At 57.5% G+C, this 24381-nt stretch carries 20 protein-coding genes; 17 read left to right on the top strand and 3 right to left on the bottom strand.

What is annotated here, in order from left to right:
- Positions 1-8: 8 nt before the first annotated feature.
- On the top strand, positions 9-884 hold the full coding sequence (locus ACYVRZ_RS00945) for an abortive infection family protein (RefSeq protein ID WP_100908485.1): 876 nt from the start codon (positions 9-11) through the stop codon (positions 882-884).
- Positions 885-892: 8 nt separating this feature from the next.
- Here the strand turns inward: ACYVRZ_RS00945 and ACYVRZ_RS00940 are convergent, their stop codons facing one another.
- Positions 893-1411 carry a helix-turn-helix domain-containing protein gene (locus ACYVRZ_RS00940; protein ID WP_075760676.1) on the bottom strand — a complete coding sequence of 173 codons (519 nt, stop codon included), beginning with the start codon at positions 1409-1411 and terminating at the stop codon, positions 893-895.
- Between the two features lie 390 nt (positions 1412-1801).
- Between ACYVRZ_RS00940 and ACYVRZ_RS00935 the strand changes: the two genes are divergently transcribed.
- The 12 genes from ACYVRZ_RS00935 (at position 1802) to ACYVRZ_RS00880 (ending at position 14953) form a co-directional block, all read left to right on the top strand.
- Positions 1802-3046 (top strand): replication initiation factor domain-containing protein, encoded by a 1245-nt coding sequence (locus ACYVRZ_RS00935; protein ID WP_100908486.1) that lies wholly within the window; start codon positions 1802-1804, stop codon positions 3044-3046.
- Between the two features lie 81 nt (positions 3047-3127).
- Entirely contained in the window at positions 3128-3376 is a 249-nt protein-coding gene (locus tag ACYVRZ_RS00930) for a DNA-binding protein (RefSeq protein ID WP_075760678.1), read from the top strand.
- A 76-nt stretch (positions 3377-3452) separates the two neighbouring features.
- Positions 3453-4691 (top strand): tyrosine-type recombinase/integrase, encoded by a 1239-nt coding sequence (locus tag ACYVRZ_RS00925; protein ID WP_100908487.1) that lies wholly within the window; start codon positions 3453-3455, stop codon positions 4689-4691.
- 113 nt (positions 4692-4804) lie between these two features.
- Positions 4805-5662, top strand: coding sequence for a ribosome biogenesis GTPase YlqF (ylqF, locus tag ACYVRZ_RS00920; RefSeq protein WP_461224001.1), 858 nt, complete (start codon positions 4805-4807; stop codon positions 5660-5662).
- Positions 5640-6410 carry a ribonuclease HII gene (locus ACYVRZ_RS00915; RefSeq protein ID WP_461223999.1) on the top strand — a complete coding sequence of 257 codons (771 nt, stop codon included), beginning with the start codon at positions 5640-5642 and terminating at the stop codon, positions 6408-6410. The genes ylqF and ACYVRZ_RS00915 overlap by 23 nt, the downstream gene beginning before the upstream one ends.
- A gap of 88 nt (positions 6411-6498) precedes the next feature.
- Entirely contained in the window at positions 6499-7353 is an 855-nt protein-coding gene (gene dprA, locus ACYVRZ_RS00910; RefSeq protein WP_461223997.1) for a DNA-processing protein DprA, read from the top strand.
- 168 nt (positions 7354-7521) lie between these two features.
- Positions 7522-9603, top strand: coding sequence for a type I DNA topoisomerase (gene topA / locus ACYVRZ_RS00905; RefSeq protein WP_461223995.1), 2082 nt, complete (start codon positions 7522-7524; stop codon positions 9601-9603).
- A gap of 51 nt (positions 9604-9654) precedes the next feature.
- The gene (trmFO, locus tag ACYVRZ_RS00900; protein WP_461223994.1) at positions 9655-10950 is read left to right on the top strand and encodes a methylenetetrahydrofolate--tRNA-(uracil(54)-C(5))-methyltransferase (FADH(2)-oxidizing) TrmFO; all 1296 of its coding nucleotides are present in this window, start codon (positions 9655-9657) and stop codon (positions 10948-10950) included.
- A 64-nt stretch (positions 10951-11014) separates the two neighbouring features.
- Positions 11015-11911, top strand: coding sequence for a tyrosine recombinase XerC (gene xerC, locus ACYVRZ_RS00895; protein WP_461223992.1), 897 nt, complete (start codon positions 11015-11017; stop codon positions 11909-11911).
- 77 nt (positions 11912-11988) lie between these two features.
- A complete protein-coding gene (hslV, locus tag ACYVRZ_RS00890) occupies positions 11989-12510 on the top strand; it encodes an ATP-dependent protease subunit HslV (RefSeq protein WP_262314617.1) in 522 nt (173 codons plus the stop codon).
- 9 nt (positions 12511-12519) lie between these two features.
- A complete protein-coding gene (hslU, locus tag ACYVRZ_RS00885; RefSeq protein WP_461223990.1) occupies positions 12520-13920 on the top strand; it encodes an ATP-dependent protease ATPase subunit HslU in 1401 nt (466 codons plus the stop codon).
- A 157-nt stretch (positions 13921-14077) separates the two neighbouring features.
- A complete protein-coding gene (locus ACYVRZ_RS00880) occupies positions 14078-14953 on the top strand; it encodes an aldose 1-epimerase family protein (RefSeq protein WP_461223988.1) in 876 nt (291 codons plus the stop codon).
- A 41-nt stretch (positions 14954-14994) separates the two neighbouring features.
- On the opposite strand, the gene plsY is transcribed toward ACYVRZ_RS00880, so the two are convergent.
- Together plsY and ACYVRZ_RS00870 are read right to left on the bottom strand one after the other, a co-directional pair.
- Positions 14995-15618, bottom strand: coding sequence for a glycerol-3-phosphate 1-O-acyltransferase PlsY (plsY, locus tag ACYVRZ_RS00875; protein ID WP_461223986.1), 624 nt, complete (start codon positions 15616-15618; stop codon positions 14995-14997).
- Positions 15619-15632: 14 nt separating this feature from the next.
- Positions 15633-16205, bottom strand: coding sequence for a GNAT family N-acetyltransferase (locus tag ACYVRZ_RS00870; protein WP_461223984.1), 573 nt, complete (start codon positions 16203-16205; stop codon positions 15633-15635).
- Between the two features lie 188 nt (positions 16206-16393).
- Between ACYVRZ_RS00870 and parE the strand changes: the two genes are divergently transcribed.
- The 4 genes from parE (at position 16394) to pflA (ending at position 24363) form a co-directional block, all read left to right on the top strand.
- Entirely contained in the window at positions 16394-18406 is a 2013-nt protein-coding gene (gene parE, locus ACYVRZ_RS00865; protein ID WP_461223982.1) for a DNA topoisomerase IV subunit B, read from the top strand.
- Positions 18407-18408: 2 nt separating this feature from the next.
- Positions 18409-20856: a DNA topoisomerase IV subunit A gene (gene parC / locus ACYVRZ_RS00860; protein ID WP_461223980.1), complete on the top strand. Its 2448-nt coding sequence runs from the start codon at positions 18409-18411 to the stop codon at positions 20854-20856.
- A 285-nt stretch (positions 20857-21141) separates the two neighbouring features.
- Positions 21142-23403, top strand: a complete 2262-nt coding sequence (pflB, locus tag ACYVRZ_RS00855) for a formate C-acetyltransferase (protein WP_262314624.1) — start codon at positions 21142-21144, stop codon at positions 23401-23403.
- Positions 23404-23532: 129 nt separating this feature from the next.
- Positions 23533-24363 (top strand): pyruvate formate-lyase-activating protein, encoded by an 831-nt coding sequence (pflA, locus tag ACYVRZ_RS00850; RefSeq protein ID WP_461223978.1) that lies wholly within the window; start codon positions 23533-23535, stop codon positions 24361-24363.
- The last annotated feature ends 18 nt before the right edge of the window (positions 24364-24381 follow it).

Genomic DNA, 24381 nt, shown 5'->3' with positions numbered 1-24381 from the left:
AAATAGGAATGAATTTTTCAGACTTAGATGATTTCAGAATTCGCGCCGATGTCTTTAGCGTCGGTGCAGTCGAAGAAAAGTTTCGCGATATGACCGTAAAGTTTAATCGCAAGGAATATGGGGAGGCTGTGGCGATGGCAAAGACTCTCATCGAGTCTACATGTGCCTATGTGTATCACGCTGTCACGTCGACAGAAATTGCTGAAGAAAAGGGGAGGCAGGACCGGAATACTGGCATCTATACAATCGGAATGTTTCAAGAGGTTCAGGAAACACTAAATCTGTTTGAGCCCCAACTTCCAAATCTGCCACAAACCGCAGAGGTTGCAAAGAATATTTGCGAGCTGGTTCAAAGTATTGCAAACTTGAGAAATTCCTCAGCTGCCGCCCATGGTGCGCGTCTTAGAAGTGTTCCACCATCAAATGCGGAAGCCCTATTGGCTATGGAAGTTGCTGAAGATTTGTCCGGTGTGCTTTTGACGCTCTTGCATACCTTTCGGTATCCTGATGATTCAAATGTCATTGGATCGTTTATCAGTGTGGAGTCAGATATGGTTCCGTTCCCAGACAAAGATGAACCTGATCGATATGTGCAAGATGACCAACAGGTTCGTGTCACATATGAAGTTATTCAGTCTGTGATTCAATCAATAGACATCGAGTTTAAAACTATTCCTCTGAATCCGGACGTCGATAATGAGTTCGTGTTCGACACGATTAAAGACTACCTACCTCGAGACGCCAAGTTTACAGAGAAAGAGGCGGCGCTTATCTTTAAATTTTATTCTAATGTTCACGATAAAAATTATCGTGCTTTGCTTTCACAACTCGGGAAAGGTTCTGAAATTATCATTAGTGCGTTGGAGCAGCAGGAACCGATCTAGGAAGAATATTACTTGTTGCGGAAATTCTCAATTGTTTGAATTTTTTCGTATAGCTGTTTTATGTCCTCCACTGGCAATTCACGGTAACGAGATTGCCGAATGACTCGACGTCCGTTTTTATCCGTCTCCGGATTTCCATCTTCATCAACAGGCGTGTACGGCTGGAAGAAGGCGAAGATTTCCTTTAACTGGTCGGCTAGTTGGTCTATCTGCCTAGGGGAGAAGTCTAGCATTTGCCTTCTTAGACGGATGAGGCGTTCGATTTTCTCTTGATATTCATCTATACGATCCAGAATTGCTGCCGTTTCATGAAGTTGTTTTTCCTCAGGTGAACCTAGTAGGTCGACCGGTGCAACATTGAAGAACCGGGCAATTCGATCCAAGGTTTCAAAACTAGTGCCACGTTTTCCATTCTCAATCTTTGAGATGGAGTCGACCGTTACTTCGATGGCGTCTGCCAAGTCAACCTGACTAAGGTGATGTTCTTTTCGCAATTGCTTCACGTTTGGCCCGATGTTTTCAATCATTCAATTCACCTCCAAGCCCATCATATGATGGACTTTTTTTGTAGGCAAGTTTTCAGTCCAGGTTCGGCGGGAAAAGTCTGACAAAATCAATGGCTATCCGCCTATAGCGGCTGCTGTTATGCTGTTTACACAGGGCAAGAGTCGATTTCACAAGTGGTGTAAGGGTGCTCGAACCTGCGCCGCCACGCGCGGCGTGCAGCGCGAAAGCCGCAAGCGTGAGCGGCGGCGGTCGGCGTAGCCGGCCGCCTAGACCCCCATGTACTAACAGGGGGGTCGTAAATGACACCTATCTACCTGATTTCCCGGTAGAAACGTTGATACAGCACAGAAATTGCCAACTGGACAATTCAAGCTGATGTCCGGTGGCAACAAGATTAGGAGGTAGACAATTTGGGTTACTGGAGTGATTCAGTACGGAGGCGCCGTAAAGAATTGAACCTGACGCAGGTACAGTTGTGTCACCGGATTGGTATCACACAACGCCACCTTAGTCGCATCGAAAATGGCGAAGCGTGTAGTAGCGGCCTACAAATGTACATTGATAAGACGCTCAATAATTGGTCAGATGAGCCAGAACTGCAACTGCTGATTGACTATGTCCGGATTCGGTTTCCAACACAGGATATAGACAAAATCGTCGATGCTCTCTTACGCTTGCAAACGGATTGCATTCTGTCAGAAGATCGTGCGGCGTTCGGTTATCAATTTACCCGCTCACTAGGCCAGATTAAAGTTTACGGCTCTGATCCGGGACACAAGGAGCTGGGGACGCTGGTAGAACTACGCGGGCAAGGTTGTCGCCAAATGGAAAGTATTCTGCTAGGGCGTGGCGAAACTTGGTATGACTTTCTTGACCAGTGTCTGGACATGAAAGGCGTGATGAAACGACTGGACTTAGCCGTCAACGATATGGTCAATATGCTGGATATTCCAAACCTGATTCAAAAGATTCAGGCCAACGAGTGCATCACCGTCATGCGTGAGTACCAAGGCACGGTATCCGGCCACATCTATCATGAAGACGATGAAGAATTTGATGATGAGACTGGCACGACATTATACATTGGTTCAACCAAAAGCGAACTTTACTTTTGCCTCTACGAGAAAGGCGCCGAGCAGCACAAGAAAGGCTTAACCACCAACATCTATAACCGCTTTGAAATTCGCTTGAAGAACACCCGGGCGGAAAAGGCTGTTGATGATTTGCTTTGTTACCGCGATGAGGAACGCACGATATTTGGCATTATCAAACGGTACCTGCGTTTTGTCGATGCTCAAAAAGGTAAGCCGCGGTTGGATTGGCCGCTCAACAAGAATTGGCAACGATTTGTTGGTCATGATCGCCAGCCACTGCGCTTGACCACCGCCCCAGAACCGCTCGATCTCAATCGAACACGGGCGTGGATTGATAAGCAAGTTGCACCGATGGAGCGAGTGCTCCACGAGATTGACGCGTACTGGGGTAACCAGAAAACGATGCAATCGATCCGCGGGGCAATCTTGACAAACAAACATCGACAAATCATTGAGCAGTACACAGTTGGCGCAGATCAACTTGAAAATGGTTTGTTTGAAGCAATGACACCTGAAAGTGAGCAATCAAAAAAGGATGACCACGCCGACCAAAGCAAGTAGTCACCCTTCACAGATAAGATATGGGTCCTATCTGTGCTGATTATCTCACACAGATGCTAGACACAACAAGTGAGGTAATGAATGAAAATCAGATACAGTCCAGTGTCGGATAGTGACGCTGAATGGGGCAACAAGGAAGCTATTTTAAGCCGATACGACGGCTTAAACAAATACACGCTCAATCGTTGGCTATGTGAGATGCGTGACAACAAGCGATGGCGTGACGGGGTCTTGAACCCAACGCACAAGCTCGTCTTCATCAATTTTGAGGTGTTCGCCGACTTTCTATACTGGAAGACACATGGCTATTCAAAATTACGCAGAAAATAAGGGGTTTGGATGTTAAAATAGAATCTGCTAATAGAGATTCAGTTTTGCCCTTTTCCTTACCCGGAAAGGATAAAACATGTATTTTGAAGAAAGAAAACGCAAGAGCGGTAAGTCAACGTATTATGCAGTGGATCGCTATGTTGATCCACTGACTGGCAAAGCCAAACGGGAAGTCGTCAAGTTCTCCACGAACACGGCGCGTGCCCGCAAGCAGGCCGAACGCGACTTAGCGGCAAAGATTGAGGAGCAGATTGCGGTGAAACAAGGTGCTTTCAACGGCGCCGCGATGGTGACATTCGGTGAGCTGAAAGCAAAATGGTTGGAAACTTGGCAGACTACGGTCAAGCCGCCAACCGTCACGCGTGAGAAAATGGTGCTGAAACGCATAGCGGAGCTAATGGCAGATGACGTCTTACTAGAAGTGATTACACCATTGCTAATTCAAAACCTGTTGAACGACTACAAGAAGAAGTATCACTCGACCCACTCGACGATGCAGCATATCAAGTGCTCGCTCAACAAAATCTTCGACTATGGCGTTCTGCACAACGCGATTCCGTTCTCACCAACGCGTGTGATCAAACTCTCCGCGAGTTCAAAAGAGAAGCGCGAGAAGCGTCTGCGCCGAGAAGCCAAGTTTCTTGACGAGCACGAGGTTCACGCCTTGTTGGCAGAGCTGCGCAAGCGGCGGCATCAGTCGTACTACGATTTGGCGCTATTCATGATTGGGACGGGCTGTCGGATCGGTGAAGCGGCCGCATTGACGGAAGCTGACATTGATTTCGAGAACCTGCTGGTGACCATCGACAAGTCCTTGCAATATCATGACCTGCGCGTTGATGAGTATTACGAGGATACCACCAAGACCGAAGCTGGTGAACGGGTGGAAGAACTGCCAGAGTTTGCCATTGATGCGTTAAAGCGCGTCATTGCCCGTAACAAGGCATTCGACGAACACATGGCTGACTTTCCGGCGGACGCCTTTCATGCTTCTAAGTCGCTGTTTAGGACGGAGTATGGCTCACCGATCACCTCGCACAGCTTCCGTGAGATTCTGACGCGAATCAATAAGTCGCTGACGAAGCATTGCCAAGAATGGTATGGTTTTGAATGGACGAAGAACGCGATTCCTCACGGCTTCCGCCACATTCACATTTCGGTGCTTCGCGATGACCCGTCGATTTCGCTCAAGGAAGTGCAGAAGCGAGTTGGGCATGTTCGGGCCGAAACTACGGATGGCTACACGCATACCCTTGATGAAAATCAAGACAAGTCGGTTGAAGCCATCACGCGGTTCATTGAAAAAATCGGGTGAAGTTGCACGGTAGCGTTTGGTAATTTCGCCACGTTGCCCACGTTTTGCCCACGTTTACGAAAAAATGACAACCCAAGGGCCTCAACCCCTTGGTACTAAAGGAGTGACACAATATGGCACAAATTCACTGGTTTCCCGGCCACATGGCAAAGGCCCGCAACCAAGTCCAGGAAAAGCTCAAGCAGGTCGACCTCGTGCTTGAAATCGTCGACGCCCGAATCCCAGAGGCCAGCCGCAACCCGATGATGAATCAGATTATCGGCCAAAAGCCGCGCATCATGGTTCTCAACAAGCAGGACCTGGCCGATCCCCAAGCGACCGCGCGGTGGCTGCGTTACTACCAAGACCTCGGCTTTGCCGCGTTGGCAATCGACGCGCAACACGCCAAGCGGCTGACTCAGATATCGGCCCTGGCGCGGCAGCTGATGGCGGCCAAACTGGCCAAGCAAAAGGCGCGGGGCATCCGCAACCCAAGCCTTCGCGCGATGTGCATCGGTATCCCCAACGTCGGCAAGTCCACGGTCCTCAACCGCCTGGTCAAAAAAAACATCGCGGTGGTCGGCAATCGCCCTGGGGTCACGAAGAATCAGCAGTGGCTCAAGGTCGACGACAGCTTGGCGCTGCTGGACACGCCCGGCATCTTGTGGCCGAAATTCGATGACCAGCTGATTGGCCAAAAGCTCGCGCTGACCGGCGCCATCGCCGACTCGGTTTTCCAAGAAGACACGGTGGGACTGTACGGCCTTGAGTTTTTCCAGTCGCATTATCCGGCCCAGCTGCGTCGCGCCTACCAGCTGACGGCAGACGACATGGCGCTGGCGGCGCCTGATCTGATGGTGCTTTTGGCCAAGAAGCTGGGCTTTGGCGATAACTACAACCGCGCGGCCGAACGCGTGATTTTCGATGCACGGCAGGGCAAGTTCGGTCCGTTCACGCTGGAGGTGCCCGATGACAACGCTGAAGGCCTATAAGGACCTGCTGGCGACAACGCCGGTTGACGACGCGGTGCTGGCGGCGCTTGCCGAGGATCCGCGAGCCGGCGCCCAGCAGCTGTTGGCCCAATACCACAGGCGTCAGGCCAAGGCGACGCAACAGGCGCAGGCCTTGTACAATCGCAGTCGCTTTGAGCGCGAACTTTGGCCGCGCTACCCGCACATCGCCGGTATCGACGAGGTCGGCCGAGGCCCCTTGGCCGGGCCGGTGGTCACCGCCGCGGTGATTCTGCCGCACGACTTTGCGCTGCCGGTCAACGACTCCAAGCAACTGACCGCGCATGAACGCGCCGCGCTTTTTCCGCAAATCGTCTCGCAGGCGGTGGCCGTGAGCCTCGGCGTGGCGGATGCCCCGCGCATTGACCGTGAAAACATTTATCACGCCACTGAGCTCATCATGGGCGAGGCGGCGGCCAGCCTGCGGGTGCGACCGGATTACCTGTTGGTCGACGCGATGACCGTGCCGGGCGGCTGGCGTCAGCGCAAGCTGATTAAGGGGGATGCCAATTCCATCAGCATTGCCGCCGCCAGTATCGTCGCCAAGGTGGTGCGAGACCGCCTGATGCACATGTACGACGCCATCTATCCCGGTTACGACCTGATTCACAACGACGGCTACGGCACCGCCAAGCACCTCGCCGCGCTGGCGACGCTTGGCGTGACGCCGATTCACCGGCGCAGCTTCGCCCCGGTTCGCGACCAAGCCCAACGCCTTGGACTGCTGTAGCCGAATAGCCGCCAGCCTCACTTGAACCGCCGCTTGCCGGCGGTTTTTTTGAGTTCCGGCGTAATCTCCCAGTAAAGGGGGAAGGACGATGAACATTCGAGAACTGCTGGTTCATTGGCACCTGGCGATGCACACCAAGGCATGGGCCAGCGAGCAGGTGCTGTGGGAGGCCATTGCGGCCAGGGGCCTGACCGCGCTTGACGACGCGCGACAGCTGGCGGATGTGGCGGCGCTGGCGCCGCTGCAGCAGGCCTGGGCGGATCACGCGTGGCGTAATCAGGTCGCCACGCTCTACCGAACCCAACCGCTGGTCACGCGCCTGGACGCGGCCTACCCGCCGCGACTGGCCGAAAGCAATCAGCCGCCTGCGGTTTTGTTTTACCAAGGCGACTGGGCGGTGCTGGCGCGGCTGAGCCTGGCGGTGGTCGGCTCCCGCCAGGCCGGCCGCTACACCCGCCAGGCCCTGGTTGAGCTGGGCCGGGAGCTGCCGGCGGTGACCGTTATCTCAGGTCTGGCCGCCGGTGCCGACAGCTTCGCTCACGAGTATGCCTTGAGCCGGGGCTGGCCGACGGTGGCGGTGGTGGCCAACGGGCTGGATCAGGTTTACCCAGCGGCCAATCGCAGCCTGCAGGCCGCGATTGCCCAGGCGGGGCTTTTGGTCTCCGAGTACCCGCTTGGCGTGTTACCGGCGCCGTTTCGCTTCGTCGCACGGAATCGCATCATCGCCGGGCTGGCTCACGGGGTGCTGGTCACCGAGGCAGCCGTCCATTCCGGTAGCCTGATTACCGCCAATTACGCGCTGCAGAACAATCGCGAGGTCTTTGCGTTGCCCAACCGCGTCGGCGAGGCGCAGGGCGTGGGTACCAATGCCTTGATTCAGGCCGGGGCGAAGCTGGTTCAAACCGGCGCCGATTTGCTCGAGGAGTTGCAATTTTACCCTTAACATAGGTAGAAAAGCGGCCAATTGATTTGACAAAGTCCGAACGGATAGAATATGATAGCCTGTGTTTTTGAGCGGTCGAAAGCCGCGGGTGTTCAAACACGCCGGGTGCGAAAGCGCCGAAGCCTTGAGCAGTTTGCGAGCAGCTCGCTCACTGAAAGGAGGGCACACATGGCCACCAAGAATTTGGTCATTGTGGAATCGCCAGCAAAAGCTAAGACGATCGAGAAGTACCTCGGTCGCAATTACAAGGTCGTCGCCTCACTTGGGCACATTCGGGACCTGCCGAAGAGCCAGATGGGCATCGATTTTGATCATGACTACGAACCCAAATACATCTCCATTCGCGGCAAGGGCGATGTGATTAAGAACCTCAAGAAAGCCGCTAAGGGCGCCGACCACGTCTACCTCGCGGCCGATCCGGACCGCGAAGGTGAGGCCATCGCCTGGCACGTCAGCCACATTCTGGGGCTGGATCCGGCCGGCAACAACCGCGTGGTGTTCAACGAGATCACTAAGGACGCGGTCAAAAACGCGTTCAAAACGCCGCGGGCCATCGACATGAACCTGGTCGACGCCCAGCAGGCGCGGCGCGTCTTGGACCGGTTGGTCGGTTACTCGATCAGCCCGCTTCTGTGGAAGAAGGTCAAGAAGGGCCTGAGTGCCGGGCGGGTGCAATCCGTCGCGCTGAAGCTGATCATCGATCGCGAAAACGAAATTCGCGCTTTCACCCCGGAGGAGTACTGGAGCCTTGACGCCGAGTTCAAGAAGGGGGCCAGCAAGAAATTCGCCGCCAGCTTTTACGGCCTGAACGGCAAGAAGACGGCGCTGCCGAACAATGCCGCGGTGCAAGACGTGCTGCGGCAGATCGACAAGGCCAAGCCTTTTGCGATCACCAACGTGGTTAAGAAGGAACGCAAGCGCTTCCCGGCGCCGCCGTTCACCACCAGCTCGCTGCAGCAAGAGGCCAACCGCAAGCTGGGCTTCCCAGCGCGTAAGACCATGATGCTGGCTCAGCAGCTGTACGAAGGGATTAACCTCGGCGGCAAGCTCGGCACGGTCGGACTCATCACCTACATGCGTACCGACTCGACGCGGGTCTCAAGCGTCGCCAAGACCGAGACGTCGCACTTCATCCATGAGCAGTACGGTGAGGCTTACGCGGCGGTCAAAATCCGCCAGGGTAAGCTGCAAGAAGGGGCCCAAGACGCCCATGAGGCGATTCGCCCGACCAGCACCAACCGGACGCCCAAGAGCCTCGAGGCGGTGCTCGACAAGGACCAGATGCGGCTTTACAGCCTGATTTGGAGCCGTTTTGTCGCAAGCGAAATGACCCCGGCGGTGATTGACACCGTTCAGGTCACGCTGCAGCAAGGCGTCGCCACCTTCCGCGCCAACGGCAGCCAGACCAAGTTCGAGGGCTTCACCAAGCTGTACGTCTCAAGCCGCGACGCCGACACCAAGGACAACCTGCTGCCGGAGCTTGAGGTGGGAGATGCGGCGACGCTGGTCAAAACCGACCCGGCGCAGCACTTCACCCAGCCGCCGGCGCGGTTCTCCGAGGCCAACCTGGTCAAGGCGCTTGAAGAAAACGGCGTTGGGCGGCCGAGCACCTACGCCCCAACCATCGAAACCATCAAGAAGCGCTATTACGTCAAGATCACGGCCAAGCGCTTCGAGCCGACCGAGCTTGGCGAAATCGTCAACGACTTGATCACTAAGTTCTTCCCGGACATCGTCGACATCAAGTTCACCGCCAAGGTCGAAGGCGAGCTCGACAGCATCGAAACCGGCAAGGTCGCCTGGGTGCCGGTCATCGACCAGTTCTACAAGCCGTTCGCCAAGGAAGTCGCCCATGCCGAGGAAGGCATCAAGAAGATTCAGATCAAGGACGAACCCGCCGGTTTTGACTGCGACATCTGCGGGGCCCCGATGGTGATCAAGCTCGGACGTTTCGGTAAGTTCTACGCCTGCTCCCGCTTCCCGGATTGCCGCAACACCAAGGCCATCGTCAAGGAAATCGGCGTCGTCTGCCCGAAGTGCGGCAAGGGCCAGATCGTTGAGCGCAAGTCCAAGCGCAACCGCGTCTTTTACGGCTGCGACCGCTACCCGGACTGCGACTTCGTGTCATGGGACAAGCCGGCTGGGCGCGACTGCCCGGTTTGCGGCCACTACCTGGTCGAAAAGAAGTTGCGCGGCGGCCGGCAGATCGTCTGCCCGAACAACGACTACAAAGAGGCCGTTCAAAAGTAGGCCGCACTGGCCATCACAGCGACTCGCCTGACGAGTCGATCGGAGGAAATCATGCCAAAAGTCAACGTCATCGGCGCCGGGCTTGCCGGCAGTGAGGCCGCGTGGCAAATTGCCAACGCCGGCGTCGACGTCATGCTTTACGAGATGCGCCCGGTCAAGTCAACGCCAGCGCATCACACCGCGAACTTCGCGGAGCTGGTTTGCACCAACTCGCTACGCGCTAACGGCCTTGAAAACGCCGTCGGGCTGCTTAAAGAGGAGATGCGGCGCCTGAATTCCGTCATTATGCAGGCCGCCGACGCGACCGCGGTGCCGGCCGGCGGCGCCCTGGCCGTCGATCGCGAGCCGTTTTCCGAGCTGGTGACGGCCAGGCTGCGGCAGCATCCGCGCATCACCGTCGTACCCGAAGAGCTCACCGATTTTCCGGCCGGCATCACGGTGGTGGCGACCGGGCCGCTGACGGCCGACGCCTTAGCCGAGCGCATTCAGGCGCTGAACGGGGCGGAAGGTCTGCACTTCTTCGACGCCGCGGCGCCGATTCTTGACGCCAACTCGATTGACATGACCAAGGTCTATAAGAAGTCGCGCTACGACCGCGGCGAGGCGGCCTACCTGAATTGCCCGATGACGCGCGACGAATTCTACGCCTTCCAGGAAGCCCTAGTCACCGCCGAGGCCGCCACCGGCCACGGCTTCGAGGACCTCACCGTGTTTGAGGGGTGCATGCCCATCGAGGTGATGGCCCAGCGCGGTCCTCGGACCATGCTTTTCGGGCCGCTCAAGCCGGTGGGGCTTGCCGATCCCAAGACCGGGCGCGATCCCTATGCGGTGGTGCAGCTGCGCCAGGACAACGCGGCGGCCAGTCTGTTCAATATCGTGGGCTTTCAGACGCACCTCAAGTGGGGCGAGCAAAAGCGCGTGTTTCGCATGATCCCGGGCCTTGAAAACGCCGAAATCGTGCGGTACGGCGTCATGCACCGTAACACGTACATGAACTCGCCTGAGGTGCTACGCGCGACTTACGAAAGCACCAGGCAGGCCGGATTGTTCTTTGCCGGTCAGATGACCGGGGTCGAAGGCTACGTCGAATCCGCCGCAAGCGGGCTTTTGGCCGGCCAAAACGCGGCAAGGCTGGCGCTTGGCCTGACTCCGCGGGTGTTCCCGGAAACCACGGCGATCGGTTCGATGGCCCATTACATCACCCACACAAGCGCTGCCCACTTCCAGCCGATGAACGCGAACTTCGGCATCATGCCGCCGCTTGACACGCGCATCAAAGACAAGCGCGAGCGCAACCGGACGCTGGCCAACCGCGCGTTAGCCGACTTGGTCGCGTTCACGGAATAACGGACTGACGGGGCCAAGCGGTTGCTTGGCCCCGTCGTTGCGTTGACCTGAAAGGAGGGGTTAGATGGATCAGATCAAGCAATTCATGCAGTACCTGTTGGTTGAGCGGCAGTACTCCGCGGAGACCAAGAAGGCCTACGCGGAAGACATCACTGATTTTCAAGCCTTTCTGCAAGCCAACGGCGGCTTCACCAACTTCAACGCCGTCGACGAACTGGACGTGCAGACTTACCTCGGCAGCCTCGCCGAGCGCGACTTGGCCCGGGCCAGTGTGGCCCGGAAGCTGTCATCCCTACGCAGTTTTTACCGTTACTTGATTCGGGTGGGTGAGGCCAAGGTCGACCCCTTCGAGGCGGTGGAGACGCGCAAGAGCCACCACCACCTGCCCGATTTTTTCTACGAGGCGGAGATTCAAGAATTGTTCGCCGCGGTGGCCGGCCCGACCCCGCTGGACCAACGCAATCAGGCGCTGCTCGAGGTGCTGTACGGCACCGGAATCCGGGTCAGCGAATGCGCCAACCTCACGCTGGATCAGCTGGACTTTGACCTTGAGCTGATGCTGGTTCACGGCAAGGGGAACAAGGACCGCTACGTACCCTTCGGCAGCTACTGCAAAAAGGCCTTGCTACGCTACCTGGACGACGGGCGGCCGACGCTCATGGCCAAGCTCGACCGGGTTCACGACCGCGTGTTCGTCAGCCAGCACGGCCGCCCGATCACGTCTCGGGGCATCGAGTACGTGCTAGATCAGGTAGTCCAAAAAACCAGCCTGACCGGCGGCATTCACCCGCACATGCTGCGGCACAGTTTTGCCACCCATATGCTCGATCACGGGGCCGACCTGCGAACCGTCCAGGAGCTTTTGGGCCACGCCAGCCTCTCGACCACGCAGATTTACACGCACATGACCACCGCTCACCTCAAGGCGGATTACCTGAAGCACTTTACCGAACATAATTAGGGCCAGGGGCTGAGGTACAACCCGTGCCGGCCTGCTAAACTAGGCATTAGTCAAATTTGGTCAAAAGGAGTCTAAACATGACAACAATCGCAGCAGTACGTAAGAACGGTCACACCGCCATCGCCGGTGATGGTCAGGTCACCCTCGGTGAGAAGGTGATCATGAAGGGCAACGCGCAGAAGGTTCGGCGCATTTACGATGGCAAAGTTGTGATTGGGTTTGCCGGCGGCGTCGCCGACGCCTTCACCCTGCAGGAGTGGTTCGAAAAAAAGCTAGAGAATCATGCCGGCAACCTGCGTCGCGCGGCAGTCGCCTTGGCCCAGGACTGGCGCAAGGACCCAACGCTTCAAAAACTTGAGGCGATGATGATCGTCATGGACGAGTCCGACCTGCTTTTGGTCTCCGGCTCCGGCGAGGTAATCGATCCCGATGATGACGTCGTCGCCATCGGCTCCGGCGGCAACTACGCCCAGGCCGCGGCAATGGCCATGATTCAGCACACCGACATGGCCGCCGCCGACATCGCCAAGGCCGCCATCGACATCGCGGGGTCGATTGACATTTTCACCAACCACAACATCCGCGTCGAATCCTTCTAGGAGGCCCTTATGACTAAAACACCCAAGCAGATTGTCGAAGCCCTCGATCAGTACGTCATCGGGCAAAGCGAGGCCAAGCGGGCCGTTGCCGTGGCGCTGTACAACCGTTACCGGCGCATGCAGTTGCCGGCCCAGATGCAACAAGACATCACCCCTAAGAACCTGCTGATGATCGGCCCCACTGGTGTCGGTAAAACCGAAATTGCCCGGCGGTTGGCCAAAATCGTCAACGCGCCGTTCGTGAAGGTCGAGGCCACCAAGTTCACCGAGGTCGGCTACGTCGGCCGCGACGTGGAGTCAATGGTGCGCGACCTCGCCGACGTTGCGGTGGCGATGCAGGAGCAGGCTGCCTTCAGCAAGGTTCGCGGCCGCGCCGAGCGCGAGGCCAACAAGCGGCTGGTGCGGCTGTTGGTGCCGGCCATCAAGAAGGAAAAGAAGTCGACCAACCCGATGGCCGACATGATGAGCATGCTCCAAAACCTTCAAAGTGGGGCGGATCCGCAGCCTCAGGCGCCGCAAGAGGAGCTGACTGACGAGATTCGCAACCAGCGCCTGACCGTCGCTGAGCAGCTCGACCGGGGGCTGCTTGAAGACCGCGAGCTGACCGTCGCCGTCGCCGATGAGAAAAAGCCCAACGGCGGCAACGACATGTACGGTCAAATGGGCATCGACCTCAGCGAGACGCTGGGCGCGATGATGCCCAAAAAGCGCGTCGAACGCACGATGACCGTCAAGGAAGCGCGTGAGGTCTTCATCCGCGAGGAAAGCGATAAGCTGGTTAACCACGCGGACATTTACCACGACGCGATTGAGGCGGCGGAGAACAACGGCATCATCTTTATCGACGAGATTGATAAGATTGCCGCCGGAGACAAGCACAACGCCGGTGAGGTCTCGCGCGAAGGCGTTCAGCGCGACATTTTGCCGATTGTCGAAGGCTCTCAGGTGTCGACCAAGTACGGCCCGCTGAACACGGATCACGTGCTATTCATCGGCTCTGGGGCCTTTGCCACCGCCAAGCCTTCCGACCTGATTGCCGAGTTGCAGGGCCGCTTCCCAATTCGCGTCGAGCTCAAGGACCTGACGCAAGACGACTTTGTTCGCATTCTCACCGAGCCGGACAACGCCTTGGTCAAGCAGTACATCGCCTTGATTCGCACCGATGGGGTGAAGCTGACCTTCACCAAGGAGGCGATTGAGCGCATCGCCGCCATCGCGATTCGTGTGAACCATGACACAGACAACATCGGGGCACGGCGGCTGGCCACCATCCTTGAGAAGCTGTTGGAGGATGTGCTGTACGAGGGCCCGGACATGCAGATGGGGGACATCACCGTGACGGAGAAGTACGTCAATGACAAGGTCGGCAACATCGCGGCCGACAAGGACATGACCCGCTTCATCCTGTAAGCCATCACCGTCGCCTTCGGGTGGCGGTTTTTTGGTACCCGGGCGGGTCCTATCAGGCCGCCCAGTTGAATGAAAAGCGCTGTCATGGTATAAAAGAGAAGCACAGCCGCCCGGTTCGCCTGGAGGCTTAGACCTACACACAAAGGAAGATATCATCATGGTAACCTTAACGAACGATTTTTTGACCGCCACGCTTGATCCGCACGGGGCGGAGTTGGTGAGCCTGGTCGATAACCACGCCAAGCACGAATACATCTGGCAGGCCGACCCGGCCGTCTGGCAGCGCCACGCCCCGGTGCTGTTTCCCATTGTTGGGGCTTTGAAGGACAAGACCTACCGCTACGCCGGCCAAGAATACCACATGGGGCAGCACGGTTTTGCGCGTGATCTGACCTTCGCCGTCGTGGCCCAGACCGCCACCCGGGTCACCTTTGAGCTGACCGACACGGCAGCGACGCGTGCCATCTACCCGTTTGCCTTCAAGTTCCAGATCACCTTCACGCTTGAAAACAATACGCTGAGCGTGGCCTATCACGTCCAAAACCCGGCCCAAGACGCCCCGCTGTACTTCTCCGTCGGCGGTCACCCGGGGTTTGTGGTGCCGATGACCGAAGACACGGCCTTCACCGACTACTACTTGTCCTTTGCCCCACGCAAGTCGCGGGTGCAGATTCCGCTGGCCGGCGGCGCCATCGATTACGCACACCGGACGCTGGCCGCCACGGACACCAACCTGCAGCTGGACCGCGAGTTCTTCAAGAACGACGCGGCAATCTACCAGCTGACCGGCAAGAACACCTTCTCGATTCGCTCGGAGAAAACCACGCGCGGCGTCGACCTGACCGTCACCGATGCCCAGTTCATGGGGGTGTGGAGTCCATACACCGACGCGGCAACCTTTGTGTGTCTTGAGCCTTGGTGGGGTATTGCCGACACCACCGACACGAACCAGGAGCTGACCGACAAGCTGGGCATCAACCGCCTGGCACCGGGCGAGACCTTCGATCACGGCTACGACATCACGATTCACTGAACTAAAAAATCACCCCGCGGGGTGATTTTTTGGTGGCCGGGTTATCTGGCCTGGCGCCGGCGTCGCAGAAACTGACCGAGGCCGAAGGGTACCATGTTCTCCTTACCGGCCTTGATTCGCGCGAAGTTGTCCTTGTGACGAATCATGAACAGCACCCAGATGCCAAAGCAAACCACCGTCAGCGGCCAATCGTGCATGAACAAGGAGCCGATGGTGACGATTGCCATGCCGAGCGTCGAGGCGATGCTGACCATCGAGGTGAGCAGCACCAGCGAGATGAACACGACGCAGGCAAAGGCGAAAAACAGCGGGGAGTAGGCCAGACAGATGCCGGCCGAGGTGGCCACGGCCTTGCCGCCCTTGAAGCCGATGAAAATCGAAAATGCGTGGCCGAACACCGCGGCCAGCCCGACGAGCAGCACCCACCAGTGCGGCGTGATGCCAAACATCTCCGGCAGGCTGGCCCCAAGCGTCCCCTTCAGGATGTCCATCGCCAGGACCACCGTGCCCCCGATTGGGCCAAGCACTCGGTAGGCGTTGGTCGTGCCGATGTTGTGCGACCCGCTGGCGCGAATATCCTTGTGGAAGAAGCCGCGCCCAATCCACACGCCGCTTGGAATCGAGCCAATCAGGTAGGCGAGGGCAAAACAGATTGCAAGTTTCATGATTCAGGTCCTTTCTAGTGGAACGCTGCCGCGTCAAGCCGCATTGTGATGCTGGCTCGGGGTTGGCCATCGAGCATCAGGTCGCCTTCGATGCGCCCAGTGTCGACAAAGCCTAGCTTGTGGTAGACGTGCTGGGCTCGGAGGTTGAAGTCAAAGGCGTCGAGTGTCAGGGCGGCTAACCCAAGCGGTCCCAAGGCGTAAGCACAGGCCAGGTGAAGCGCCTCAAAGCCGCTGCCGTGCCCGGTGGCGTCATCGGCAATCAGCACACGCAGGTTGCAGGTGTTGGCCGCCGCGTCGTACTGGTTAAGGACCACCTCACCGATGACTTGCGCGTCAAGGACAATTGCCCAGTCGAGGCGACCGTCGGCCTGGCCGCGGGTGGCGTACCAGTCGGTGATGCGCTGGCGTTCCTCGGCACTCGCTGCGAAGCGTTCGGCAGCTTTGGGCCAGTGGCTCAAGGCACCGGTGTAAAGGTTGACCATGGGCTGGCTTAGAATCTCAAGCATTCGCGGCACATCCGCCGCGGTGAAGGCCCGAAGCGAGAGCCGCGGTCCCACAAGTGTCGGTTTGATGAGGAAATTAGCCATCGGGGTACTCCTTTCGTCTCAGTTCCTCCAGTTTACCATTTTTTGACGGATGGCGAAATGACGCGTAGAATAGATGCCTTGAACAGGCGTTCGGGTTGCGACCACCGGCCACCGGCGGCAAAAAAGCTTTCATTCCGGCGGTTGGCTGGTGTATTGTAGTGAGAGTTAGATTCAAAAAGGAGCACATCATGGCGAAAGCAAGTGACACTTACACAGATTCATCGATCCAGGTGCTGCACGGCCTGGAAGCCGTGCGTAAGCGACCGGGGATGTACATCGGGTCGACCGACGCACGCGGCCTTCACCACCTGGTTTACGAAATCGTTGACAACGCCGTCGACGAGGCACTGGCAGGCTTTGGAGACATCATCAAAGTCACCATCCACCAGGACAACTCGATCACCGTCGTCGACCACGGGCGGGGGATGCCGACGGGGATGCACGCGTCCGGCAAGCCGACCATTGAGGTCATCTTGACGGTGCTGCACGCCGGCGGGAAGTTCGATCAAAACTCCTACAAGACCTCCGGTGGCCTGCACGGGGTCGGCTCAAGCGTGGTCAACGCGCTGAGTGAGCGGCTGACCGTGCGGGTGGTCCGAGACAAGCAGGCTTTTGTCGAGCACTTCATCAACGGCGGTCATCCGGACGGTGGGTTGGAGAAGCTGGGGAATGTCAACGAGCCCAACGGCACGACCGTCACCTTCAAGCCCGACCCGACCATTTTCACCACCACGACCTACTCGTTCGACACGCTGGCAGAGCGGCTGCGCGAGTCGGCCTTTTTGCTCAAAAACATCGCGATCACGCTGGCCGATGAACGCACCGGTCGCGTCGAGACCTATCACTATCCAGACGGGCTAGTCAGCTTCGTCAAGTACCTCAACGAGGACCGCGACACCGTTTCGCCGGTGTTCAACTTTGAGGGCGAAAAAGACGGTGTGGTGGTCGACTTTGCCGGTCAGTACAACGACGGCTACTCGGAAAACACCATCAGCTTCGTCAACAACGTGCGAACCGGCGACGGCGGCACCCACGAGGCGGGGATGCGCAGCGCCTTGACCAAAGCATTCAATGACTTCGCCCGGAAGGTGAACCTCCTCAAGGACAAGGACAAAAACCTTGAAGGCTCCGACGTGCGAGAGGGGTTGGCCGCGGTGCTGGCGGTTCGGATTCCGGAAGAGATTCTGCAGTTCGAGGGTCAAACCAAGGGCAAGCTCGGGACCCCGCAGGCTCGCGCGGTGGTCGACGCCGTGATCTACGAAAAAATGAGCTTCTGGCTGATGGAAGGCGGCGAGGCCGCCCAGGAGCTGGTGCGCAAGGCAATCAAGGCCAGAGAAGCCAGGGAGGCGGCGCGTAAGGCCCGAGACGATTCCCGTACCGGCAAGCGCAAGAAGAAGGACCAGGGGCTTTTGTCCGGCAAGTTGACCCCGGCGCAAAGCAAGAACGCCAAGAAAAACGAGCTGTACCTGGTCGAAGGGGACTCCGCCGGCGGTTCCGCCAAGCAGGGCCGCGATCGCAAGTTCCAGGCGATTTTGCCGCTTCGCGGGAAGGTGCTGAACACCCAAAAGGCCAAGCTGGCCGACATCGTGAAGAACGAAGAAATCAACACGATGATCTACACCATCGGCGCCGGTGTCGGCGCGGAGTTCGACCTGGCCGCCGCCAATTACGACAAGGTCATCATCATGACCGATGCCGATACCGACGGGGCCCACATCCAGATTCTGCTGTTGACCTTCTTTTACCGCTACATGCGCCCCTTGATGGACGCCGGCAAGGTCTACATCGCCTTGCCACCCTTGTACCGGCTGCAAAAGGGCAAGGGCGCAGGCGTCAAAATTGCCTACGCCTGGACCGACGAAGAGCTGGAAAAAGAAACGAAGAAGATGGGCAAGGGTTACACCCTGACCCGCTTCAAGGGGCTGGGTGAGATGAACGCCGATCAGCTGTGGGAAACCACGATGAACCCGGAGACGCGAACCCTGATTCGGGTCCGGGTCGAAGACGGTGCCTTGGCCGAGCGGCGCGTCACCACCCTGATGGGTGATCGCGTCGAGCCGCGGCGCGACTGGATTGAGGCCAACGTCGATTTTGACATGGACGACGACGGGTCAATCATGGAGACTAAGACCGCCGATCACACCGACATGCAGTTCGGCGTCAAGCAGATTAAATCGCAGCTGTCGAAGAAAGGAAAGTGAGCATGGCTAACCAGATTCAAGACATGACGCTTGAAGACGTCATGGGCGAACGCTTTGGCCGCTATTCGAAATACATCATCCAAGAACGTGCCTTGCCCGATGTGCGAGACGGGCTCAAACCCGTGCAGCGGCGCATTCTTTACGCGATGAACCAGGATGGCAATACCTTTGACAAGGGGTTTCGCAAGTCGGCCAAGTCCGTCGGCAACGTCATGGGTAACTTTCACCCGCACGGCGACTCGTCGATTTACGAGGCGATGGTGCGGCTGTCTCAGGACTGGAAGCTGCGCGAGCCTTTGATTGAGATGCACGGCAACAACGGCTCGATGGATGGTGATCCGCCGGCCGCCATGCGTTACACCGAAGCCCGGCTGTCCAAAATCGCCGGTGAGCTGCTCAAAGATATCGACAAGGCTACCGTCGACATGGTGCTGAACTTCGATGACACAACCGAGGAGCCGACGGTGCTACCGGCGGCCTTTCCCAACCTGTTGGTCAACGGCGCGACCGGAATTTCGGCCGGCTACGCGACGGAAATCCCGCCGCACAACCTGCGCGAGGTGATCAACGCCTTGCTGTACCTGATGAAGCACCCAGACGCTGACTTGGCAGCCCTGATGAAATTCGTTCAGGGCCCGGATTTTCCGACCGGTGGCATCATTCAGGGCGTGGCCGGCATTCGCCAGGCCTACGAAACCGGCCGCGGCAAGATTGTGGTTCGGGCCAGGTCGCACATCGAGGACCTGCGCGGCGGCAAGCAGCAGATTGTCATCACGGAGCTGCCTTACGAGGTCAACAAGGCGCTGTTGGTCAAGAAAATCGACGAGCTGCGCCTCAACAAGAAGGTCGACGGCATCGCCGAGGTCCGAGACGAATCCGACCGCTTCGGGCTTTCCGTTGTGATTGAGCTGAAGAAGGAGGCCAATGCCGACGGGATTTTGACCTACCTGTTCAAAAACACCGATTTGCAGATCAACTACTCCTTCAACATGGTCGCCATCGCCGACATGAAGCCCCGCCAGCTGGGGCTGGCCCCGATGCTTGAGGCCTACCTCAAGCACCGCCGCGAAGTGATCACCCGGCGCACCCAGTTCGACCTCCAAAAGGCCCAGGCCAGGCAGCACATCGTGGCGGGCCTGATCAAGATGCTCTCGATTCTGGATCAGGTCATCCACACCATTCGCCACAGTGCCGACAAGGCTGACGCCAAAAAGAACCTGGTCGCCCAGTATGACTTCTCGGTGGCCCAGGCTGAGGCCATCGTGTCCTTGCAGCTCTACCGCTTGACCAACACAGATATCACGGCGCTTGAGGCTGAGGCTGCGGCCCTGGCGAAGTCAATCGCCGAGTACCAGGAAATCCTGGCCAACCCGGTCGCCCGAGACGCCGTTATTGAACAGGAACTCGCCGCCATCGCCAAGACCTACGGCAACGACCGCAGCTCGAGTATCGAATCGGAAATCGAAACCCTTGAGGTCGACACCACCGTGGTGGTCGCCGACGAGCGCGTGATGGTGCTGGTGTCGCGCGACGGCTACTTGAAGCGCAGCTCGCTGCGCAGCTTCCAGGCGGTGGCCGCGGCTGACAACGGGCTCAAGGCCAACGACTTTTCGCTGTTCGAACAGGAAATGAGCACGTTGGATCACCTGTACATTTTCACCAGCGCCGGCAACGTCGTCTACCGACCGGTTCACGAAATCGCCGACCAGCGCTGGAAGGACGCCGGCGAGCACCTGAGTCAAACCGTCGGCATTGACCCCAGTGAGCACGTGGTGGCTGCCTTTGGCCTTCAGAGCCTGGAGACCCCGGGCAACTTCGTCCTCGGCTCAACCGACGGCTACATCAAGCAAGTGGCCTTGGCTGACCTGCAGCCGCAGCGCAACTACAAGAGCCGGCCGATGGTGGCGATGAAGCTCAAGGCTGCGACTGCGACGGTGACGGATGTTTACTTCGTAACGCCGGACAGCCAACAGACCGTCTTTGTGGCGACTAATCGCGCCTACGGTCAGCAGTTCCCGCTGGCCGAGGTCAGCCTGATTGGGGCCCGGGCGACTGGCGTCAAGAGCATGGACCTCAAGGACGGCGACCAAGTGGTCAACTACATTTTGGCCGCCGACTCCGAGCAAACCGAAGTCGGCATCGTCACCCAGCGCGGTGCCTTCAAGAAAATGAAGCTCAAGGAGATGGGGTTGGGGACCCGGGCAAGGCGCGGCCTGATGATTTTGCGCGAGCTCAAGCGCGATCCACACCGCATCGTCGCCATGCGTGAGGTGAAGCCAGACACGCTGCTACAGGTCCTGACCGCAACCGACCAAGTCTGTGAAATTCGGCCAGCCGATTATCCGGCAGGGGACCGTTACTCCAACGGCTCCTTTGTCATCGACACGGACGTTGATGGCAAGCCGGTCTATGTCCATCAAACCCAGGTACCGACACCGTCAACAGACTGAGCGACGCCGCCGGTCTTTGTGAAAAACGCTTTCTGTTATATAACGAAATCGTCAAATCTGTACTATTACACGATGTGTCCTCAACCGCTTACACAAGCGGCGGAGGGCACATCTTTTTTCGCGAAATTTGTGAACTATTTAGCGAACTATCGGGTCAACGCCTTGTGGCGAAAGCGATTCACGCCCCAAAATGGCGGCAAAGAAAGTGCTTGCATAAGACCTGTGACGTGTTATACTAAGAATGTAAAATCTGTGATATGAAATCAACATTAGGAGGCTACACAGATGAAGCAGTTAGACAAGACTGACATCAAGACCTACTGGGAAGGCTTTAACGGTGGGGACTGGCAGGACGAGATCAACGTTCGCGATTTCATCCAGCACAACCTGACCCAATACAACGGCGACGAATCATTCCTCGCCGGCCCAACCGAGGCAACGACCACCCTCAACAACCAGGTGCTGAACCTGAAGAAGAAGGAACGCGAAGTTGGCGGCGTGCTTGATGCCGACACCAACGTGGTTGCCACGATTACCAGCCACGGCCCTGGCTACCTGAACAAGGACCTCGAAACCATCGTGGGTCTGCAAACCGACAAGCCGCTCAAGCGTGCTTTCATGCCATTCGGTGGGATCCGCATGGCCGAGGACGCCCTTGAAGCTTACGGCTACAAGCCAGATCCTGAGATGCACAAGATCTTCACCGCCTACCACAAGACGCACAACCAAGGGGTCTTTGATGTTTACACCCCTGATATGCGTAAGGCGCGTCACTACAAGATCGTCACCGGTCTGCCGGATGCTTACGCGCGTGGCCGCATCGTTGCTGACTTCCCACGGATTGCCATCTACGGGATTGACAAGCTGATGGCCGAGAAGTTCAAGGACTTCAACAACACCGGCGACGGTGAAATGACCGATGATATCATCCGCCTGCGCGAACAGATCAACGATCAGTACAAGGCGCTGAACGACATCAAGAAGATGGCTGCAAGCTACGGGTACGATATCTCCAAGCCTGCGACCAACGCGCAGGAAGCCATCCAGTGGATCTACTTTGGCTACCTGGCCGCCGTTAAGACCCAAAACGGTGCTGCGATGTCCGTCGGCCGCATCGATACCACCATCGATGCCTTCATCGAACGCGACATGAAGCGCGGTCTGCTGACCGAAGAGAAGGCGCAAGAATTCATCGACCACTTGGTCATGAAGCTGCGCATGGTTCGCTTCATCCGCACCGAAGAGTACAACTCCCTGTTCTCCGGTGACCCAATCTGGGCAACGTTGTCCTTGGGCGGTGTTGGCTTTGACGGTCGCCACCACATCACCAAGACCGCGTTCCGCTTCCTGAAGACGCTTGACAACATGGGCGCCGCTCCGGAACCGAACATCACGCTGCTCTGGTCTGATCTGCTGCCGGCCGGCTTCAAGCGCTACGCGACCGAAGTTTCGATCACGAGCTCCACGATTCAGTACGAAAACGATGACCTGATGCGCAACGAATGGGGGACGGACTACTACGGCATCGCTTGCTGTGTCTCCGCTCAGCCTATCGCCGGCGGCGTTCAGTTCTTCGGTGCCCGTGCTAACCTGGCGAAGGCCATCCTTTACGCCATTAACGGTGGGATGGACGAAATCGGCGAGACCCAAGTTGGTCCTGAAACCGAGCCAATCAGTTCCGACGTAATTGATTACGACGAATTCATGAAGAAGTTCGACATTCAGGCTGGCTGGCTGGCTGATGTTTATGTCAACGCCCTGAACGCGATTCAGTACATGCACGACAAGTACTACTACGAATCCGCTCAGCTCGCCTTGAAGAACACGCGCCTCGACTACACGTTCGCCACCGGGATCTCCGGCTTCTCCCACGCCGTTGACTCCATCTCCGCGATCAAGTACGGTAAGGTTCACCCAATCCGTGACGAAAAGGGCGTTGCCGTCGACTTCGAAGTTGAAAACGACGACTACCCACGCTACGGTAACAACGATGACCGTGCCGACAACATCGCCAAGTGGCTGATCAAGTACTTCTACAACAAGATGAACACGCACCACCTGTACCATGGTGCCAAGCTGTCCACCTCTGTTTTGACCATTACTTCCAACGTGGTTTACGGCAAGAACACCGGGACGACCCCTAACGGCCGCAAGCGCGGCCTGCCGTTCTCGCCTGGTGCCAACCCGGCTTACGGTGCTGAAAAGAACGGTGCCCTGGCTTCCCTGATGTCCACCGCGAAGATTCCGTACCACTACGCAACCGATGGGATTTCCAACACGTTCGGTGTGACCCCGAACACGCTGGGCCACGACGACGAGACGCGTAAGACCAACCTGGTCAACATGATCGACGGCTACATGGCCAACAACGGCATGCACCTGAACATCAACGTCTTCAACAAAGAAACCCTCATTGACGCCCAGAAGCACCCAGAAGAATACCCAACCTTGACCGTTCGGGTGTCCGGCTACTGCGTCTACTTCGCAGACCTGACCAAGGAACAGCAAGACGACGTTATCTCCCGGACCTTCTTCGAAGAGATGTAGTCAGCAATTACAGTCATGCACTAGCGAAACGGGAGCCCATGGCTCCCGTTTTGTCCAGAGGCGGCAAAACCTTGCCGCTTGTGGTCAAAACCGGCCGCCGCCGCGGCAACCAGAAATGGAGGACAAACGATGAAATTAGTCGATAACAGCAATCCGCTGAACATTTTGGATCAGGTCGGGCTTGAACCGGAGGGGCCGGTCAAGGGGTACGTCCACTCCGTCGAAAGCTTCGGTTCCGTCGATGGCCCTGGCATTCGCTTCGTCATCTTCTTGCAGGGGTGCCGGATGCGCTGCCAGTACTGTCACAATCCCGACACTTGGAACATCGGCGTCGGCGACGAAATGACCGCCGACGAGCTCTTGGACGACTGCCAGCGTTACCGCGCGTTTTGGGGTGAGGACGGCGGGTTGACCTGTTCTGGTGGCGAGTCTCTGGTTCAGATTGATTTTCTTCTCGATCTGTTCACCAAGGCCAAGGCGCGTGGCATCAGCACATGTCTCGACACTTCGGGCAACCCGTTCACGCGCAGTGAGCCGTGGTTCTCGAAGTTTAAGCAGCTGATGGCCGTCACCGATATCTCGCTGGTCGACATCAAACACATCAACTCGGCCGAGCACAAGAAGCTGACCGGCTTTGGCAACGAGAACATTCTGGACATGATTCAGTGGATGTCGGCCAACCACTGCGACATGTGGATCCGCCACGTCCTGGTGCCGGAACGCACCGACGACGATCACTACCTCGCCGAGCTTGGGGACTACATCAAGACGCTAAATAATATTCAAAAAGTTGAGGTGCTCCCGTACCACACGCTCGGGGTCAAGAAGTACCACGAGTTGGGTATCACGTACCCGCTTGAGGGCATCGAGCCACCGACTGCGGCGCGGATTAAGAACGCCGAGGCGCTGCTGCACACCGCCGACTACACCGGCTGGAAGAGCTGGCGCCCTGCAAAGTAAGCCCATCCAACTTTTAGA

This window comes from Lacticaseibacillus suihuaensis (assembly GCF_054785075.1).
Note: the sequence above shows the minus strand (reverse complement) of the source record. Positions and strands in the feature narration are given on the sequence as shown.

What these genes read in the sequence shown, in the direction of transcription:
- ACYVRZ_RS00945 (WP_100908485.1), top strand. Translation starts at nt 9, where the DNA reads ATGAATTTTTCAGACTTAGATGATTTCAGAATTCGCGCCGATGTCTTT.
- ACYVRZ_RS00940 (WP_075760676.1), bottom strand. Translation starts at nt 1,411, where the DNA reads ATGATTGAAAACATCGGGCCAAACGTGAAGCAATTGCGAAAAGAACAT.
- ACYVRZ_RS00930 (WP_075760678.1), top strand. Translation starts at nt 3,128, where the DNA reads ATGAAAATCAGATACAGTCCAGTGTCGGATAGTGACGCTGAATGGGGC.
- ACYVRZ_RS00925 (WP_100908487.1), top strand. Translation starts at nt 3,453, where the DNA reads ATGTATTTTGAAGAAAGAAAACGCAAGAGCGGTAAGTCAACGTATTAT.
- ylqF (WP_461224001.1), top strand. Translation starts at nt 4,805, where the DNA reads ATGGCACAAATTCACTGGTTTCCCGGCCACATGGCAAAGGCCCGCAAC.
- ACYVRZ_RS00915 (WP_461223999.1), top strand. Translation starts at nt 5,640, where the DNA reads ATGACAACGCTGAAGGCCTATAAGGACCTGCTGGCGACAACGCCGGTT.
- dprA (WP_461223997.1), top strand. Translation starts at nt 6,499, where the DNA reads ATGAACATTCGAGAACTGCTGGTTCATTGGCACCTGGCGATGCACACC.
- topA (WP_461223995.1), top strand. Translation starts at nt 7,522, where the DNA reads ATGGCCACCAAGAATTTGGTCATTGTGGAATCGCCAGCAAAAGCTAAG.
- trmFO (WP_461223994.1), top strand. Translation starts at nt 9,655, where the DNA reads ATGCCAAAAGTCAACGTCATCGGCGCCGGGCTTGCCGGCAGTGAGGCC.
- xerC (WP_461223992.1), top strand. Translation starts at nt 11,015, where the DNA reads ATGGATCAGATCAAGCAATTCATGCAGTACCTGTTGGTTGAGCGGCAG.
- hslV (WP_262314617.1), top strand. Translation starts at nt 11,989, where the DNA reads ATGACAACAATCGCAGCAGTACGTAAGAACGGTCACACCGCCATCGCC.
- hslU (WP_461223990.1), top strand. Translation starts at nt 12,520, where the DNA reads ATGACTAAAACACCCAAGCAGATTGTCGAAGCCCTCGATCAGTACGTC.
- ACYVRZ_RS00880 (WP_461223988.1), top strand. Translation starts at nt 14,078, where the DNA reads ATGGTAACCTTAACGAACGATTTTTTGACCGCCACGCTTGATCCGCAC.
- plsY (WP_461223986.1), bottom strand. Translation starts at nt 15,618, where the DNA reads ATGAAACTTGCAATCTGTTTTGCCCTCGCCTACCTGATTGGCTCGATT.
- ACYVRZ_RS00870 (WP_461223984.1), bottom strand. Translation starts at nt 16,205, where the DNA reads ATGGCTAATTTCCTCATCAAACCGACACTTGTGGGACCGCGGCTCTCG.
- parE (WP_461223982.1), top strand. Translation starts at nt 16,394, where the DNA reads ATGGCGAAAGCAAGTGACACTTACACAGATTCATCGATCCAGGTGCTG.
- parC (WP_461223980.1), top strand. Translation starts at nt 18,409, where the DNA reads ATGGCTAACCAGATTCAAGACATGACGCTTGAAGACGTCATGGGCGAA.
- pflB (WP_262314624.1), top strand. Translation starts at nt 21,142, where the DNA reads ATGAAGCAGTTAGACAAGACTGACATCAAGACCTACTGGGAAGGCTTT.
- pflA (WP_461223978.1), top strand. Translation starts at nt 23,533, where the DNA reads ATGAAATTAGTCGATAACAGCAATCCGCTGAACATTTTGGATCAGGTC.